Source organism: Chelatococcus sp. KU-N122 (assembly GCF_055391085.1).
Map to the genome: position 1 here is coordinate 7,321,325 of NZ_AP043981.1, position 15,058 is coordinate 7,336,382.

Genomic DNA, 15,058 nt, shown 5'->3' on the forward strand with positions numbered 1-15,058 from the left:
TAACGCACCAGCATTGCGGCTACATTGCGTGCGCCGAGGCGAGGAGGCGGGAGACTCGGCAAACGGGATCGGCCAAGATCACCGCGAGCGGGAGGGGAGAATACCTCATGATTGACATCCTGGTGGTCGGAGCGGGGCCCGTCGGCCTCACCCTGGCCGGCGAGCTGGCGCGCCACGGCGCGCGCTGCCGCATCGTCGACCAGGCGCCAAAACCCCTGCCCTATTGCCGCGCCATCGGGGTGACGCCCCGGACCCTCGAGGTCTGGGAGGACATGGGCGTCGCCCCCGCTATGATCGACGCGGGCCTCTGGCTCACCGGCCTGCGCTCGGTCATCGCCGGCCAGCCGCCGCAGGATGCCGCCGCCCCTCCCCTCGGGCTGCCCTATGCGCAGCTCGGCCTGCCGCAATACACCACCGAGCGCGTGCTGACCCGGCACCTGGCCGGGTTCGGCATCGCGGTGGAGCGCGGCGTCGCGCTGGCGGCGCTGGCCCAGGACGAAGCGGGCGTCACGGTCGGCCTCGCCCGCGCCGACGGCACGACGGAAGACGTCCGCTGCCGCTACGTGGTGGGCTGCGACGGCGCCCACAGCGCGGTGCGCAAGGCCCTCGGCATCGCTTTCGAGGGCGACGCCTATCCGTGGCCGTTCATGCTAGGAGACGTGCATATCGGCTGGGACCTGCCGTATGGCATGGCGTTGCGGGCGATGCGCCTGCACGAGGACGCGCCGCCCGACATGTTCATCGCCATCCCCCTGCCCGAGGCAGGCCGCTACCGCGTCTCCATGCTGGCGCCAGCGGCCCTGGCGCCACCCGGCGGCACCGACCACGGCATCCAGGCCGAGCTGAAGGGCCCGGGCCTGGCCGATCTGCAAGCGGTGGCCAACGACCTGCTGCCTAGCCGCCCGACGCTCACCGACCTGCGCTGGTCGTCGATCTTCCGCATCAGCATGCGGCTTGCGGCCCATTACCGCGAAGGCCGCGTCTTCATTGCCGGCGATGCGGCCCACATCCACCCGCCCACCGGCGGGCAAGGCATGAACACGGGCATTCAGGACGCCTACAATCTGGCCTGGAAGCTGGCGCTGGTCGCAGCCGGCGCCGCCCCGAGGCGCTGCTGGCGAGCTACGAGGCGGAGCGCCGGCCGGTGGGCGCCGACGTGGTGGCGCGCACCCAGGCGGCGAGCATGAGCTACGGCCGCGAGCATGGCAGCGCCGCCGACAGCCGCCTCGTCGATGCGCAGGTCCTCGTCTCCTACCGCGGCACGCCCTTCGTGCGCGACGATGCCGCCGGCGCCGCAGGCCCCGTGGCCGGTGATCGCGCGCCCGACGTGCCCGGCCTGCGCCGCACCGGGCTGGGCTTTCCGCTGCGGCTGTTCGACGTGCTCAAGGGCACCGAGCACGTGCTGCTCGTACGCCTTGCGACCGAGGACGCGGACACGGCCGCGACGGCGCTCGCCGCCTTCGCTGGCGAGCTTCGCGCAAGCTGCGGCGCGGCGGTGCGCGTCGCCGCCATCGCGCCGGTCGAACTGGCAGAGCGCCCCGGCCTGGTCATCCTGCACGACACGGCCGGTGCATTTGCGGCGGCCTATGGCGAAGCCGCCGCCGTCCTGATCCGGCCCGACGGCCATATCGGCTGGCGCGGCGGCTCCTGGCAGGACGCGGGCCTGGGCGCGTATCTCGGCAAGGTGCTGGGCAGGCCGCCCAAACAGCGTCCCTGACTGGACCGCAGCCGCCCATGGCGGCTATAAACGCCGTTTCCCTCAGGAGGCTCCCATGAAGCGCCGCGCGAACGACCAGCCTGTCGCCCCGTTCGCCCTCGCAGCTTTGGCGCCTCATGTCCGCTCTCCTCACCCTGGATTCCGTCGCCCTCCGCACGCCTGACGGTCATCCCCTCGTCGACAACCTCTCCTTGGCGCTCGGCCGCGAGCGGGTCGGGCTCGTCGGCCGCAACGGCATCGGCAAGTCGACGCTGCTGCGCGTCATTTTGGGCGAGGCCGCGCCCGCGGCCGGATCCGTCCAGGTGGCGGGCTGCGTGGCCATGCTGCGCCAGACGACGAAACCGCCGTCGGGCGCCACCGTCGCCGGGCTGATCGGCGCCGCCGCGGAACTGGAGCGGCTCGAGCGCATCACGCAAGGCAACGCGCGCGCCGGCGACCTCGACGCAGCGGACTGGACCTTGCCTCAGCGCGTCGACATGGCGCTGGCACGCGTCGGCCTGCCGGGCCTGGCGCTGGACCGGCCAGCCGAGGCGCTGAGCGGCGGGCAGATCACGCGCGCCTCGCTCGCCGCCCTCCTCGTGGCGGAGCCCGACCTGATCCTCCTGGACGAGCCCACAAACAATCTCGACCGCGAGGCGCGCGCCGCCGTGGTCGAGCTCCTGGACGGCTGGACCGCGGGCGCGCTGGTGGTCAGTCACGATCGGACGCTGCTGCGAAGCATGGATCGGATCGTCGAGCTGTCGGGGCTCGGCGCACAGCTCTACGGCGGCAACTGGGACGTCTACGTGGAGCGCCGGACTGAGGAGCAGGCGGCCGCGGCGCGCGGGCTGGCGACAGCCGAACGCAAGGCCGTCGAGGTGGAACGCGCCAGTCAGGCCGCACGCCAGCGCCAGGAGCGCAGCGACGCGGCCGGGCGGCGGGCGAGGGCCAAGGGCGGCGCGCCAAAAATCCTGCTCGACGCCCGGGCCAACCGGGCGGAGGCGACCGGCGCCCGGCAGGATCGGCTGGCCGAGCGACAGCGCGACGCCGCCCAGCGCGATCTGGAGGAAGCCCGCGCGCGGGTGGAGCGGGTGCGGCGTCTCGCTTTCGGCCTGCCGCCCTCCGGCCTCGCGGCGGGTCGGCAGGTGCTGACGTTCGAGGCCGTGGATTTCGCCTGGCCGGGCGGGCCAACATTGCACTCCGGATGCACGTTCAGCCTGTTCGGCCCGGAGCGTGTGGCGCTGACCGGCCCGAACGGCGCCGGCAAGAGCACGCTCATCCGCCTGGCCGCCGGCGAGCTCCAGCCTACGGGCGGCCGCGTCGTGCGCGGCGTACGCGCCGCCCTGCTCGACCAGCACGCCGCCATCCTCGATGACGACCGGACGCTGCTCGACAACTTCCGCCGCCTGAACCCGGCGGCAGATGACAACGCCGCACACGCGGCACTGGCGCGGTTCCTGTTTCGCAACACGGCGGCGCTCAAGCGCGCCGGAGCCCTGTCGGGCGGCGAGCGCCTGCGTGCGGCTCTCGCTTGCGTGCTGATGGGCCCGGCCCCGCCCCAGCTCGTCATCCTCGACGAGCCCACCAACCACCTCGACCTCGAGTCGATCGAAGGCGTGGAGGCGGCCCTGGCTGGCTACGACGGCGCCCTGCTCCTCGTCAGCCACGACGAGGATTTTTTGGACGCGGTCGGCGTGGAACGGTGGATCGAGGTCGGACGCCGGCGGAGCGATCGCGATGGGTGACCCGCACCGCCAGCCTTCGCCGACGAGGGAGACCAACGCCGTGAGCGCAGCGATCCTCTCATGGTCGGACAGGTCGCGCACGGTCGCGCTCCCGGTCGTTGGAGAGACAGCGCTGCGGCTGACGCTGAGCACATCTGCGACGCCGGCAGCGCTCAGACCCTTTGCCGATAGCCTGCTTAGGTGTATCGCCACCCGCTTCCGCTCGGGCCAATCGACCTGCGCACGGATGGCGGGCAGCGAGGCATACGATATTGCGTCGGGACAGTAGACAGCAGAGCTTGGCAGAAGCTATCGGCACCATGGTCAACGCAGGGCTGCTCCAGGCCTATGGCGAGCTTGCTGCCGCGGCCTTGCGAGGACCTCTTACCAACGATGAGATTGCGGCTATCGAAGCAGGTGTCATCGGGCATATCAGCGAAAGCGCCGAGGCGTTCCGGCTTCCCGACGACCTGACGCAGCTGGCCGCCGAGGCCGCGGAGGACGGTTTGCGACAGTTCTTCGCCGAGTGCCTCGAGGCCAGGCAAGCCAAGCATCCCAGATCGCCGGTGAGCGCCTCCTTCAAGAACTGAGGCGGCTGCACCTCGAGGTGCTGAAGGTAAGCGGTCCCGACGGCTGGCCCTCGTCACCAGCCTTCGCCCGCGGCCAGCGAGGCAAGGAACGCCGCGAAGGTGGCGCCCAACACCCTGACCTCCTCGCGTTGCATCGGCAGGAACGGGATCGCCACGAAGACGAGCCCGCCCCGATGCCAGTCGATGCCGTAGGCCGTCGGGCCGCCGTTCGAGGCGATGAGCACCAAGTCCGGCACTAGGGACGTCACCTCGTAACCCCTGTGAGCCGAGATCAGTTCGTCGGCGGACCAGAGCTGAGCATATCCCTTGGCGCCGACGTCGCCGTTGTACCCGTCGGACAGGCCGAGGAATCCTCGGTAGTCGTCCGGCAAGTGGACGCCCAGGTCCTGCTCCAGCTGCGCCAGCCGCTCGGCGGAGGCGCCGGGCCGCAGTTCATCCCCGCTCAGATAATCGATCATCGATTCACCAGCCCGGCCCGCTGTCCCACCGCGCGCGCCGTGTCCGCGCCCGTCAGTGGCTCGCCCGGACATCCATAGCCACCCCCGGCCCGTCGACGTGGCGGCGCACGGAGCGCTCGATGGCCGCCTGGGCACCGCTCTCGATGGCGCCGCGGTCCCAGAAGGCGGAATAGAGGGCGTCGACGTCGAGCGCCGCGAGGCGCGCGCCGATGCGCTCCACCTCGGCCACCGGCAGCGGCACGTAGTTGGGGTAGGACCACATGAAGGCGACGTGCCGGCGGTCCCAGGTGACGAGTACCGTGTCACCGGTGAGCAGCGTGCGCCGTTCGGCCAGGTGCAGCACGGTGTTGCCGGGGAAATGGCCGCCGATGCGATGCAGCGTGAGCCCGGGCAGCACCTCGTGCGCCTCGCCGCCCCAGAAGCGCAGGTGGGGGCCGGCATCGACGACCCACCGCCGATCGGCCTCGTGCAGCAGCACCGGGCAATCGAAGGCCCGCCCCCAGTTGGCCATGGCGCCGTAGAAGTGCGGATGCGAGATCGCCACGGCCTTGATGCCGCCAAGGGCGTGGATGACGTCGCAGGTGGCGGCGTCGAGGAAGCTGATGCAGTCCCACAGCATGTTGCCCGCCGGCGTGGTGACCAGGAAGGCCCGCTGGCCGATGCCGACCTGCGGCATGGTCCAGAGGCCGTAGAGCCCCGGCGCGACCTTGCGGAAGGCGTTGAAGTGGTCGACGGCCAGTTGCTCCGGCGTCACCCAGGCCTGGCCGGCCCTCGGCACGAACTGCCGGTCGTCCTCGCAGATGAGGCAATGGGCGGGCGGCCCGTCGCTCTCGGCGTATTGGACGCCGCAAGCTTTGCACAGAAATGTCGGCATGGTCGTCCTCCTCCCGAGCTTGCGTCTAAAACCCGCGGACCAGGCCTTTTGCTCCGCGAACAAGGAGGCAGCGCCTCGCCCATGGCGCCGGCGCTGATCGACGATGGGCGCGCCGGCCGCGCTTAGCCTGGTGCGCGCGGTGTGCGATGGCGGTGATCGAGACCGGCTCCGTGCTGGCCCCGAACCTCCGCACCGCTTCCGCTTGGACCGAGCGTGGCGTGCAGAAACAAATCGACATAATGCATGGGCTCTATCCGCACAAATGGCTGCTTTGCTGCACATATAAGCCCGATTCCGCCGCGCATGTCCGCTGTCGCCCGCCTTGAGCCCGCTTGCCGCAGGGTTGCCAATGCGCGCGAAACGATCGGGGGCGGTGTGATGACGGCGCGGAAGAGAATCGGCGGGGCGCTCCATGTTGTCGTCGTGCCGATTCTACTTGCAGGTTGCGCAACGGCACCGCTGAACGAAGCCGGATCTCTCACCTCATATGATGATCTCGCCCAAGCCGACGGCCTGCTGGCCAAATCAAAGATGCGCGTCAGTAAAGATGCCGTCCTTGCGGCAAGAACGGTACGCTTGGTGCCCACAGTCTTTGCCCAGTCGGCGCGGCAGGACACAATTTCAGATGATCAGCGCAAGCTTATTGCCAACGCTGTGGACAGATCGCTCTGCGCAGGGCTCAGCGAGCGCTTCCGGGTAGTCTCACCATCAGAGGCCGCGGATCTCAGGGTGCACGCCGTCGTCGTCCATATGGCCCCGACAGACGAAAAGGCGGTGGCGGTGACGAAAGTTGCGTCGGTTGCCAAATCCGTCCTCCTGCCAGGGATACCGGTTCCCACGCCGCGCATACCGATCGGCTTGGGCAGCCTGTCGATGGAGGCAGAGGCCCATGGACCGGACGGCAAGCAACAGGCGGCGATGATCTGGGCACGTGGAGCGAACGCCCTTTTTGGCTCGGCGCGAGTCTCGACCTCCGGTGACGCGTATGAGCTTGCGAGCGCCTTCGGCGATGACTTCAGCAAGCTCCTCGTAACGGGAGAGAGCCCGTTCAAGACGTTGCCTGGGCCGCCGTCGATGGCGCGGCTCCAGTCCTGGGCGGGAGGGGCGCCAAAACATGCCGCGTGCGAGCCCTTCGGGCGAGGACCCGGGGTGGCGGGGCTCGTGGGCGGCGCGGTTGGACTACCGCCCGAATGGACGGACAAAGGGGCGGCAGCTGGTGTTGTCGCCGCCGCAGCGCAGTGACCCTCCCGGAGCCGCGACTGTCTTAGTTCTCCAGCAGGCGCTCGGTTCTGTTATCACATGTGTGATTTGTAGCCCTTTAGGCCCACCCTGGGCTTGCGCTCGCGGCCGCCCGGATCGAACTTGGCGCCGAGGAAACGCGCGAGCACGGCATGGCAGACGACTTCAGATCCAAAGCAGTTCTTTGGCCGAAAGGCCATCTTTACGAGGATTTCAGCGTCGGCCAGGTGATGAACCACCATTGGGGCCGGACGATCCTGGAGAGCGATACCGCTCTCTTCACCACGCTGACCCTGAGCTTCAATCCGATCTATTTCAATCGCGAGTTCGCGAAAGCGCACGGCCATCGCGACATCGTGGTCAATCCGCTGTTCGTCTTCAATACCATCCTGGGCTTGAGCGTGGAGGATTGCAGCGAGATCGGCGGCCCGTTCGTCGGCGTCGGTAAGCTCACCTACCATGAGCCGGTCTATCCCGGCGATACGCTCACCTCGCGCAGCACGACGGTGGCCTGCCGCCTGTCGCAGAGCAATCCGACGAGCGGCATCGTCACCTGGCACACCGAAGGGTTCAACCAGGATGGCCGCCGCGTCATCGATTTCGAGCGCTCCAACCTGGTGCGGCGCCGCCACCCCGATGGTCAATCCGCATGACGACGAAGCTGTCCGCCCTCACCGGCCGCAACAACTACTTCGAGGACTTCACCGTCGGCCTGGTGATCCGCCATGCCCGCGGCAAGACCATGGAGCCGCTGGAGAACGTGCTGATCACCAATCTGGTGATGAACACCGCCCAGGGGCACTTCAACGAGGACGCCATGAAGGCGTCTCCGTTCAAGCAGCGCATCTCCTACGGCGGCGTCAACTTCTCACTCGTCATGGGCCTGGCCAGCCAGGACACCTGCGAGAATGCGCTGGCCGAGCTCGGCCTCGACAATATCCGGCTGATGCAGCCCGTCTTCCATGGCGACACGCTCTACGCCTATTCTGAAGTGCTGGAGGTGAAGGACGTCGACCGCGAGGACGCCGGCGAGGTCACCTTCCGTCACTATGGCGTCAACCAGCGCGACGAGCAGATCTTTCAGGGTGATCGCCGCGTGCTGCTGAAGCGGCGCAGCCACTGGGGCGAGCGGTGAGCGGCCTCGACCAGCCCTTCGGCGCGCTGCAGGGCCTGCGGGTGCTCGACCTCACCCAGGCGCTCGCCGGCCCGTTCTGCACGCAGATCCTGGCCGATCACGGCGCCGAGGTGATCAAGCTCGAGCCGCCGGAGACCGGCGACATGGCACGGCTCTCCGGGCCGTTCCACGCCGCCGACACGGAGCACCGGCAGTCCGGCTATTTCCACAGCATCAACCGCAACAAGAAGAGCATCGTCATCGACCTGAAGCAGGAGGCCGGCCGCGAGATCTTCCTTGATCTGGTGCAGGGCTTCGAGGTGGTGGTCGAGAACTTCCGGGCCGGCGTCATGGACAAGCTCGGCCTCCCCTACGAGCTGCTGCGCGAGCGCAACCCGCGCCTGGTCTACGCCGTCATCCGCGGCTTCGGCGACCGGCGCACCGGCGCGAGCCCCTACGCCGACTGGCCCGCCTACGACGTGGTGGCGCAGGCCATGGGCGGCATGATGGGGGTGACCGGCGCCGACGCCGACCACCCGGTAAAGGTCGGCCCCGGCGTCGGCGACACGGTGCCGGCGCTCTACCTCGCCGTCGGCATCCTCGCGGCGGTGCTGCGGGCGCGTGCCACCGGCGAAGGTCAGTTCGTCGACGTCGCCATGCTCGACGCCATCCTCGGCGTCAGCGAGCGCATCGTCCACCAGCGCTCGTTCGCCAAGGTGGTGGCGGAGCCGGAGGGCAACCACCATCCGTTCATCGCCCCGTTCGGCATCTTTCCAGCGCGCGACGGCCACGTGGCGATCGCCTGTCCGAGCGATCACTTCTTCCACGACCTCTGCCGCCAGCTCGACGCGCCCGACCTGCTCGACGATGCCGGGCTCGCCACCCTGGCCGGGCGCCGGGCCGACCGGCGCCGTGTCATCGACGCCGTCGGCACGCGTACGGCGCGCTTCACCAAGGCGGAGCTGACCGAGCGCCTGGGCGGCCGCGTGCCGTTCGGCCCGGTCTACAACATGGACGAGATCGCCGGCGACCAGCACTTCGCCGTGCGCGGCATGCTGCAAGACATCGATTGCCCGGGCATCCCCGAGACGATGCAGATCGCCGGCATTCCCATCAAGCTCACGGCGACGCCGGGCCGGGTCGTACACCGCGGCCCGGGCCAGGGCGAGCACACCGACGCCGTGCTGCAGCAGGCGGGCTTCGCCCCGGGCGACCTCGCCGCATGGCGGCACGCCGGCATCATCAAGTAACCTTCGGGATCAATCCATGACCAGACAACCCATGCGCCTGCGCCGTTCCCAGCTCGCCGTGCCCGGCAGCAGCGAGAAGATGCTGGCCAAAGCCGCGCAATCAGCCGCAGACCACGTCTTCTGCGACCTGGAGGATGCGGTGGCGCCGTCCGCCAAGCCCGGCGCCCGTCACACCATCGTGGAGGCGCTGAACGGCCTCGACTGGGGCCGCAAGACGCGCTGCGTGCGCATCAACGACGTCGGCACCGAATGGTGCCACGAGGACATCATCACCGTGGTCGAGGGGGCGCGCGAGAACCTCGACACCATCATGCTGCCGAAGCCCCTGCGGCCCTCCGACGTGCACTTCGTCGACCTGCTGCTGACGCAGCTGGAGACCAAGCTGAAGCTCAACAAGCGCATCGGCATCGAGATCCTGATCGAGGAGGTGGAGGCCCTGGCCTGCGTCGAGGAGATCGCCAAGGCATCGCCGCGGGTGGAATGCATCATCTTCGGCATGGGCGACTATTCCGCCTCCCAGCAGATCGACATGCGCGAGATCGGCGGCGACGCGGGTTATCCGGGCGACATCTGGCACTACCCGCGCTTCCGCATCTGCATGGCGGCGCGGGCAGCGCGGGTCGATCCGGTCGACGGGCCGTTCGGCAACTTCAAGGACGACGACGGCTACCGGCGCGAATGCAAGCGCGCGCTGGCGCTCGGCTTCGTCGGCAAGTGGGCGATTCATCCGGCCCAGATCGAGCCGGCCATCGAGACGTTCTCGCCCAAGGCTCAAGACGTCGCCCGTGCCCGCGAGATGGCGGCCGCCTACGCCAAGGCCACCGCGGAGGGCGTCGGCTCGGTCAACGTCGGCGGCAACATGGTCGACGCTGCCTCGATCCGCATCCTCAACAACACCATCCGGCGCGCCGACCTGATCGGGATGTAGCATGCCGCGGCCGAACGAGCCTTTGACCGGCCCCGCCATCAAGTCGGCGGCGCGCACGCTGGAGGTGCTGGAGTTCTTCAGCGCCCGGCAGCGGCCCGCCACTGTGGGCGAGATCGCGACGGCGCTCGGACTGCCGCAGTCGAGCACGTCGATGCTGCTCAGGAGCCTGGTGTCGCTGAACTATCTCGACTACCGGCCGACCACGCGCCGCTTCGTGCCGACCTACCGGGTGACCCTCCTCGGCAGCTGGATCAAGGTGATGGACGACGAGCACCAGGCCATCACCGACCTGATGGAGGCGATCCGGCGCGACACCGGCGAGACGGTGATGCTGGGCATGCAGCACGACGCCTCGATGCGCTACGTCCACATCCTGGGGGCGAGCTACGCCGTGCAGCTCGCCGTCGCCGTGGGCACGGTTCGGCCAATGACGCTGTCGGCCATCGGCCAGGTGCTGCTGAGCGCCAAGCCGGACGCCGAGATCCGGGCCATCGCGCGCCGCAACAACGCCGAGGTGGCCGAAGCCCAGCGGGTCCGCGAGAGCGAGTTCATGGCCGAGATCCGGCTGGTCCGCACGCGCGGCTATGCCGAAAGCCTGGGCCGAATGACGCCCGGCGCCAACGTCATCGCCATGCTGGCGCCGACGGAGGGGGATGGGCCGCCGATGGCCATCGGCGTCGGCGGCCCGGCCGAGCGCATCGCCGGCGCCCGCGACACCATCATCACCGCCATGGCCCGCCATCTGCGGCGGCCATGCGCCAAGGACAAAGCCCATGACCGAACAGACAGCCAGCAGCAGCCATCCCGGCTACCTCACCGATGAACGGGTGATGATCCGCGACCTCGCGCGGACGTTCACCCGCGAGGAGGTGCTGCCCGTCGCCAACAAGCTCGATCCGGAGAAGGGCGACATCCCGCGCGAACTGGTGGAGCGCATGGGGGACCTCGGCTTCTTCGGCATCCTCATCCCGGAGGAGCTCGGCGGCCTCGGGCTCGGCGCCTTCGAATATTGCCTGGTGGCGGAAGAGCTGGCCCGCGGCTGGATGAGCGTGGCGAGCATCATCGCCCGCGGCAACAGCTTCTACCATGCGGTGGGCGGGCCGGAGCAGGAGCGTCGCGCCAAGATCGCGGCCATGGCCAAGGGGCGCTACCTCGGCGCCGCCGCTTTGTCGGAGCCGCAGACCGGCTCCGACCTCTCCAGCGTCGCCTGCCGGGCGCGCCGCGACGGCGACGAATGGGTCATTACCGGCAACAAGTACTGGTGCACCTTCGCCGACGGCGCCGACTTCATCCGGGTGCTGTGCCGCATCGACGAGCCGGTGCCCGCCTCGGGCCGGCCGCGCACGGTCAGCGTCGTGGTGGAGAAGCCCAGGGGCGAGCTGCCCAAGGGGGTCACCGGCTCGCCCATCCCCAAGATCGGCTATTTCGGCTGGAAGACCTGGGAGCTCTACTTCGACGGCGTGCGTGCCCCCGTCGACCCGCGCGAGAGCGATGGACGCGCCTTCCAGGCGACGGCGGCCAGTCTCGAAGTGGCTCGCGCCCACACCGCCGCCCGCTCCATCGGCCTGGCTCAGGCCGCCCTCGACCACGCCATCGGCTACGCCCAGGAGCGCGTGCAGTTCGGCGAGCCGATCGCCAACTTCCAGGCCATTCGCTTCAAGATCGCCACCATGGCCACCGAGATCGAGGCGGCGCGCCAGCTCATGTACCACACGTGCCACGAGATCGACGCCGGCCGGCCCGCCACGGTGCAGACCTCGATGGTGAAGTACTTCGCCTCGGAAATGGCCGAGCGCGTCACCAGCGAGGCGCTGCAGATCCTCGGCGGGGCCGGCTACACGACACTGCATCCGGTGGAGCGCTTCTGGCGTGACGCCCGTCTCACCAAGATCTTCGAAGGCACGTCTGAGATCCAGCAGCGCATCATCTCCGACCGCCTGCTCGGCAAGCCGGTCCGCGCCACGCGCACCTGACCACCGCAGGGAGAGGCATCATGTCCGAAGGACGGCTTGCGGGCTGCACCGCCATCGTCACCGGCTCCGGCCAGAACATCGGCCGCGCCATTGCCCACCTGTTCGCCCGCGAAGGCGCCGCAGTGGTCGTCAACGGCCACGCGGACAAGGGCAAGGTCGACGCCGTCGTCGGCGAGATCACCGCAGCCGGCGGCCGGGCCATCGGCGTCATGGCCGACGTGTCCGATCCGGACCAGGTGAAGCGCTTGGTGGCCGAGGCGGAGACCGCCTTCGGCGCCGTCGACATCGCCGTGAGCAACGTCGGCCGGCGCCTGCGCCAGAGCTTCGAGGAGATCACCATCGACGACTGGCGCAATACCATCAACCATAACCTGAGCTCGGTCTTCTACATGGCGCACTATGTGCTGCCGAAGATGCGCGAGCGCGGCTGGGGCCGAGTCGTCAATATCTCCGGCTACGACGGCTTCACCGGCCACATGGACCAGCGCGCGCACAACGTCACCGCCAAGGCCGGCATGCACGGCCTGACCAAGGCCATCGCCCGCGAATACGGCGTCCATGGCGTCACCAGCAACACGGTGGCGCCCGGCGCCATCGACACTGTGCGCGACCGCAGCCAGTACACGCATGTCAACATCGAGCTGGTGATGGCGCGGCTGGCGATCAAGCACGCAGGCGACGTCGACGACATCGCCGAAGCCTGCCTCTACCTCGCCGGCGACAGCGGCAAGTACGTGACCGGCCAGGTCATTCACGTCAACGGCGGAGAGTTCATGTTCTGACGTGGCGTATGTCTGAAGGCCGGGTCGAGCCCGGCCACGCATCTGCAAAACGAGACAGGGAGGGCTCACACCATGTCGGCACATCAGCCGAGCCAGCATACGCAGCGCCTGGCCCGCCACATCTTGTCCTACCGGGATGCCGAGCTGCCGGCCGCCGCGCTGACCGTCGCCCGCCAGTGCATCCTCGACTGGTTCGCCGTGATCCTGGCGGGCCTCGAGGAGCCGGTGGCGTGCCTGCTGCGCGACGAGGTGTCGGCAGGCTCCATGGGCACCAGCACGATCGTCGGCACCGCGGCCCGCTGTGCCCCTGCAGATGCTGCCCTGATCAACGGCACGGCCTCGCACGCGCTCGACTACGACGACGTGCACCCGCTGGTCGGCCATCCCACGGTCGCCGTGCTGCCGGCGGCACTCGCCGTCGCCGAGACCGAAGGCCGGACGGGGGCCGAGCTGCTGCGCGCCTTCGTCGCCGGCTACGAGGCGGCGGCGGCCGTCGGGGCGCTGGTCATGCCCTCCCACTACGCCCGCGGCTTCCACTCCACCGGCACCGTCGGCACCTTCGGCGCGGCCGCCGCTGCCGGTCTGCTGCTCGGTCTCGACGAAGCCCAGATGGCGATCGCGCTCGGCCTCGCCGGCACCCAGGCGGCGGGCTTGAAGAGCATGTTCGGCACCATGGCCAAGCCGCTGCATGCCGGCAAGGCAGCAGCCAACGGCGTGCTCGCCGCCAGGCTCGCCGCCCGCGGCTTCACCGCCCATCCCGGCGTGCTCGACGTCGGCCAGGGCTTCGTCGCCACCCAGAGCGACGGCGTCGGGCCCGCGCCGGTGGACATTCCGCCGCCGGGCAGCCGGATCACCGGCACGCTGTTCAAGTTCCACGCGGCCTGCTTCCTCACTCATTCGACCATCGAGGCGGTCAACGGCATCCGGCGTACGCAGGGGCTTGCGCCCGACGACATCGCCGCCATCGATCTCCACGTGCCGGCGGGGCACCTGGGCGTGTGCAACATCCCCTCCCCCGAAACCGGCCTGGAGGTGAAGTTCAGCCTGCGCCACACGGCGGCGCTGGCGGCGAGCGGCGGCGACACCGCGGCAATCGCCACCTACACCGACCGGTGCGCCCGCGACCCGGCGCTGGTGGCGCTGCGCGAGCGCATCACCGTGCACGGCGACCTGCCGGCACACGCCGTCGCCGAGGCGCACATCACCACGCGCGCCGGTGCCGCCCACGTCAGCCAGGTCGATGTCGGCGTTGCCGACACGGACCTGGCGCGGCAAGGTGAACGGCTGACGGCGAAGTTCCGCAGCCTGGCGGCACCGGTGATCGGCCAGGCGCGCAGCGAACGCCTGCGCGCCCGCATCGCGGCGCTCGGCGGCGACGACGGGATCGGCGAGCTGATGGCGCTCGCTTAAGAGGGACGCATGGACGCAGCGGCGAGCGACGAGAGCGCGGCACGGACGCAGGCGGCCCAACCGCTCAGCTGGCCTGGTCTCGTCATGCCGTACGTGGAGGTGCACGACGGGCGCGGCCCCTACTTGCTCCTGGTGCACGGGTTCCTGTCAAGCCGGGCGCAATGGCGCTCCAACCTCGCCGCGCTCCGCGAGGTCTGCCGCCCTGTTCTGCTCGAGCTGTGGGGGCACGGCCGCTCGCCCGCGCCCGACGATCCCGAGGCCTACACGGTCGGCGGCTATATCGACGCTTTCGAGATCGTGCGATCGACGCTGGGGGCCGATCGCTGGGTGATCGGCGGCCAGTCGTTCGGGGCTGGTCTCACTCTGCAATATGCGCTCGCCCATCCCCAGCGTCTCGATGGCCAGATCTTCACCAATTCCATGTCGGCGCTCTCTGCCCCGGACGCGCTCGGCCGCGCCGAGGACCGTCGCCTCCGTGCCGAGGCGATCCGCCAGAACGGCATGGCGGCGATCGAGGCACTGAGGATCCACCCCAGCCGCGCCAAGCGCTTCGCGCCGGCCGTGCGTGACGAGCTGATCGCCGACGCCGCCCTCATCTCGCCCGTCGGCATCGAGCGGTCGGTCCGCATCACCACGGCGGAGCTATCCGTCATTCAGCGCCTCGGGGAGACGCGCGTGCCGACGTTGCTCGTCAACGGCACCTGGGAAAAGGGCTTTCAGCCGCTGCGCCGGGAGGCCGTGCAGATTCTGCCCGCGCTCCAGGTCGTCGACATCGAGGGCGGCCATTCGATCAATGCCGAGGAGCCGTGCGCCTTCAACGCCGCGGTCGGCGAATTTCTTCGGCGTCTCGGAGGTTAGGTCAAGAATAGCTAGAATCGAGAGAGCGATACATAGCATGCGCCGATGGTCAACATCGCGCGTGCCGTTTCGTTTTTCAGCATGAGCTTGCAATCAAGCATATGATATCTGATCGGCCAGCTTGATCTAACCGCTGTCGATCGGCTCCTCATCGCCCATCTT

16 protein-coding genes are annotated in these 15,058 nt (G+C 69.3%); 14 read left to right on the forward strand and 2 right to left on the reverse strand.

The window, feature by feature from the left end:
- Positions 1 to 107: 107 nt before the first annotated feature.
- The 4 genes from ACZ5PO_RS33105 (at position 108) to ACZ5PO_RS33120 (ending at position 4,010) form a co-directional block, all read left to right on the forward strand.
- Positions 108 to 1,187, forward strand: a complete 1,080-nt coding sequence (locus ACZ5PO_RS33105; protein WP_464186907.1) for an FAD-dependent monooxygenase — start codon at positions 108 to 110, stop codon at positions 1,185 to 1,187.
- The gene (locus ACZ5PO_RS33110; protein WP_464186909.1) at positions 1,145 to 1,717 is read left to right on the forward strand and encodes an aromatic-ring hydroxylase C-terminal domain-containing protein; all 573 of its coding nucleotides are present in this window, start codon (positions 1,145 to 1,147) and stop codon (positions 1,715 to 1,717) included. Before ACZ5PO_RS33105 ends, ACZ5PO_RS33110 begins: the two co-directional genes overlap by 43 nt.
- 116 nt (positions 1,718 to 1,833) lie before the next feature.
- Positions 1,834 to 3,441 carry an ABC-F family ATP-binding cassette domain-containing protein gene (locus tag ACZ5PO_RS33115; RefSeq protein ID WP_464186911.1) on the forward strand — a complete coding sequence of 536 codons (1,608 nt, stop codon included), beginning with the start codon at positions 1,834 to 1,836 and terminating at the stop codon, positions 3,439 to 3,441.
- 278 nt (positions 3,442 to 3,719) lie between these two features.
- The gene (locus ACZ5PO_RS33120; RefSeq protein WP_464186913.1) at positions 3,720 to 4,010 is read left to right on the forward strand and encodes a hypothetical protein; all 291 of its coding nucleotides are present in this window, start codon (positions 3,720 to 3,722) and stop codon (positions 4,008 to 4,010) included.
- A 53-nt stretch (positions 4,011 to 4,063) separates the two neighbouring features.
- Here ACZ5PO_RS33120 and ACZ5PO_RS33125 read toward each other — a convergent pair whose 3' ends face one another.
- Together ACZ5PO_RS33125 and ACZ5PO_RS33130 are read right to left on the reverse strand one after the other, a co-directional pair.
- On the reverse strand, positions 4,064 to 4,468 hold the full coding sequence (locus ACZ5PO_RS33125) for an SMI1/KNR4 family protein (RefSeq protein WP_464186915.1): 405 nt from the start codon (positions 4,466 to 4,468) through the stop codon (positions 4,064 to 4,066).
- Between the two features lie 52 nt (positions 4,469 to 4,520).
- Entirely contained in the window at positions 4,521 to 5,342 is an 822-nt protein-coding gene (locus ACZ5PO_RS33130; RefSeq protein ID WP_464186916.1) for an MBL fold metallo-hydrolase, read from the reverse strand.
- Between the two features lie 378 nt (positions 5,343 to 5,720).
- On the opposite strand from ACZ5PO_RS33130, the gene ACZ5PO_RS33135 reads away from it, so the two are divergent.
- The 10 genes from ACZ5PO_RS33135 (at position 5,721) to ACZ5PO_RS33180 (ending at position 14,896) form a co-directional block, all read left to right on the forward strand.
- Positions 5,721 to 6,584, forward strand: coding sequence for a DUF3313 domain-containing protein (locus ACZ5PO_RS33135; protein WP_464186918.1), 864 nt, complete (start codon positions 5,721 to 5,723; stop codon positions 6,582 to 6,584).
- A 149-nt stretch (positions 6,585 to 6,733) separates the two neighbouring features.
- Entirely contained in the window at positions 6,734 to 7,234 is a 501-nt protein-coding gene (locus tag ACZ5PO_RS33140) for a MaoC family dehydratase (RefSeq protein ID WP_464186919.1), read from the forward strand.
- Positions 7,231 to 7,716 carry a MaoC family dehydratase gene (locus tag ACZ5PO_RS33145; protein WP_464186921.1) on the forward strand — a complete coding sequence of 162 codons (486 nt, stop codon included), beginning with the start codon at positions 7,231 to 7,233 and terminating at the stop codon, positions 7,714 to 7,716. The genes ACZ5PO_RS33140 and ACZ5PO_RS33145 overlap by 4 nt, the downstream gene beginning before the upstream one ends.
- Positions 7,713 to 8,945: a CaiB/BaiF CoA transferase family protein gene (locus tag ACZ5PO_RS33150; protein WP_464186923.1), complete on the forward strand. Its 1,233-nt coding sequence runs from the start codon at positions 7,713 to 7,715 to the stop codon at positions 8,943 to 8,945. Before ACZ5PO_RS33145 ends, ACZ5PO_RS33150 begins: the two co-directional genes overlap by 4 nt.
- A 16-nt stretch (positions 8,946 to 8,961) precedes the next feature.
- A complete protein-coding gene (locus ACZ5PO_RS33155; protein ID WP_464186924.1) occupies positions 8,962 to 9,873 on the forward strand; it encodes an HpcH/HpaI aldolase/citrate lyase family protein in 912 nt (303 codons plus the stop codon).
- Position 9,874: 1 nt separating this feature from the next.
- Positions 9,875 to 10,696, forward strand: coding sequence for an IclR family transcriptional regulator (locus ACZ5PO_RS33160; protein ID WP_464186925.1), 822 nt, complete (start codon positions 9,875 to 9,877; stop codon positions 10,694 to 10,696).
- The gene (locus ACZ5PO_RS33165) at positions 10,647 to 11,846 is read left to right on the forward strand and encodes an acyl-CoA dehydrogenase family protein (protein ID WP_464186926.1); all 1,200 of its coding nucleotides are present in this window, start codon (positions 10,647 to 10,649) and stop codon (positions 11,844 to 11,846) included. The genes ACZ5PO_RS33160 and ACZ5PO_RS33165 overlap by 50 nt, the downstream gene beginning before the upstream one ends.
- A gap of 20 nt (positions 11,847 to 11,866) precedes the next feature.
- Positions 11,867 to 12,628 (forward strand): SDR family NAD(P)-dependent oxidoreductase, encoded by a 762-nt coding sequence (locus tag ACZ5PO_RS33170; RefSeq protein ID WP_464186927.1) that lies wholly within the window; start codon positions 11,867 to 11,869, stop codon positions 12,626 to 12,628.
- A 72-nt stretch (positions 12,629 to 12,700) separates the two neighbouring features.
- Entirely contained in the window at positions 12,701 to 14,038 is a 1,338-nt protein-coding gene (locus ACZ5PO_RS33175; RefSeq protein ID WP_464186929.1) for an MmgE/PrpD family protein, read from the forward strand.
- Positions 14,039 to 14,047: 9 nt separating this feature from the next.
- Positions 14,048 to 14,896, forward strand: a complete 849-nt coding sequence (locus ACZ5PO_RS33180; protein WP_464186931.1) for an alpha/beta fold hydrolase — start codon at positions 14,048 to 14,050, stop codon at positions 14,894 to 14,896.
- Positions 14,897 to 15,058: the final 162 nt, after the last annotated feature.

What these genes read in the sequence shown, in the direction of transcription:
- ACZ5PO_RS33140 (WP_464186919.1), top strand. Translation starts at nt 6,734, where the DNA reads ATGGCAGACGACTTCAGATCCAAAGCAGTTCTTTGGCCGAAAGGCCAT.
- ACZ5PO_RS33175 (WP_464186929.1), top strand. Translation starts at nt 12,701, where the DNA reads ATGTCGGCACATCAGCCGAGCCAGCATACGCAGCGCCTGGCCCGCCAC.
- ACZ5PO_RS33180 (WP_464186931.1), top strand. Translation starts at nt 14,048, where the DNA reads ATGGACGCAGCGGCGAGCGACGAGAGCGCGGCACGGACGCAGGCGGCC.
- ACZ5PO_RS33105 (WP_464186907.1), top strand. Translation starts at nt 108, where the DNA reads ATGATTGACATCCTGGTGGTCGGAGCGGGGCCCGTCGGCCTCACCCTG.
- ACZ5PO_RS33145 (WP_464186921.1), top strand. Translation starts at nt 7,231, where the DNA reads ATGACGACGAAGCTGTCCGCCCTCACCGGCCGCAACAACTACTTCGAG.
- ACZ5PO_RS33160 (WP_464186925.1), top strand. Translation starts at nt 9,875, where the DNA reads ATGCCGCGGCCGAACGAGCCTTTGACCGGCCCCGCCATCAAGTCGGCG.
- ACZ5PO_RS33115 (WP_464186911.1), top strand. Translation starts at nt 1,834, where the DNA reads ATGTCCGCTCTCCTCACCCTGGATTCCGTCGCCCTCCGCACGCCTGAC.
- ACZ5PO_RS33130 (WP_464186916.1), bottom strand. Translation starts at nt 5,342, where the DNA reads ATGCCGACATTTCTGTGCAAAGCTTGCGGCGTCCAATACGCCGAGAGC.
- ACZ5PO_RS33155 (WP_464186924.1), top strand. Translation starts at nt 8,962, where the DNA reads ATGACCAGACAACCCATGCGCCTGCGCCGTTCCCAGCTCGCCGTGCCC.
- ACZ5PO_RS33165 (WP_464186926.1), top strand. Translation starts at nt 10,647, where the DNA reads ATGACCGAACAGACAGCCAGCAGCAGCCATCCCGGCTACCTCACCGAT.
- ACZ5PO_RS33135 (WP_464186918.1), top strand. Translation starts at nt 5,721, where the DNA reads ATGACGGCGCGGAAGAGAATCGGCGGGGCGCTCCATGTTGTCGTCGTG.
- ACZ5PO_RS33125 (WP_464186915.1), bottom strand. Translation starts at nt 4,468, where the DNA reads ATGATCGATTATCTGAGCGGGGATGAACTGCGGCCCGGCGCCTCCGCC.
- ACZ5PO_RS33170 (WP_464186927.1), top strand. Translation starts at nt 11,867, where the DNA reads ATGTCCGAAGGACGGCTTGCGGGCTGCACCGCCATCGTCACCGGCTCC.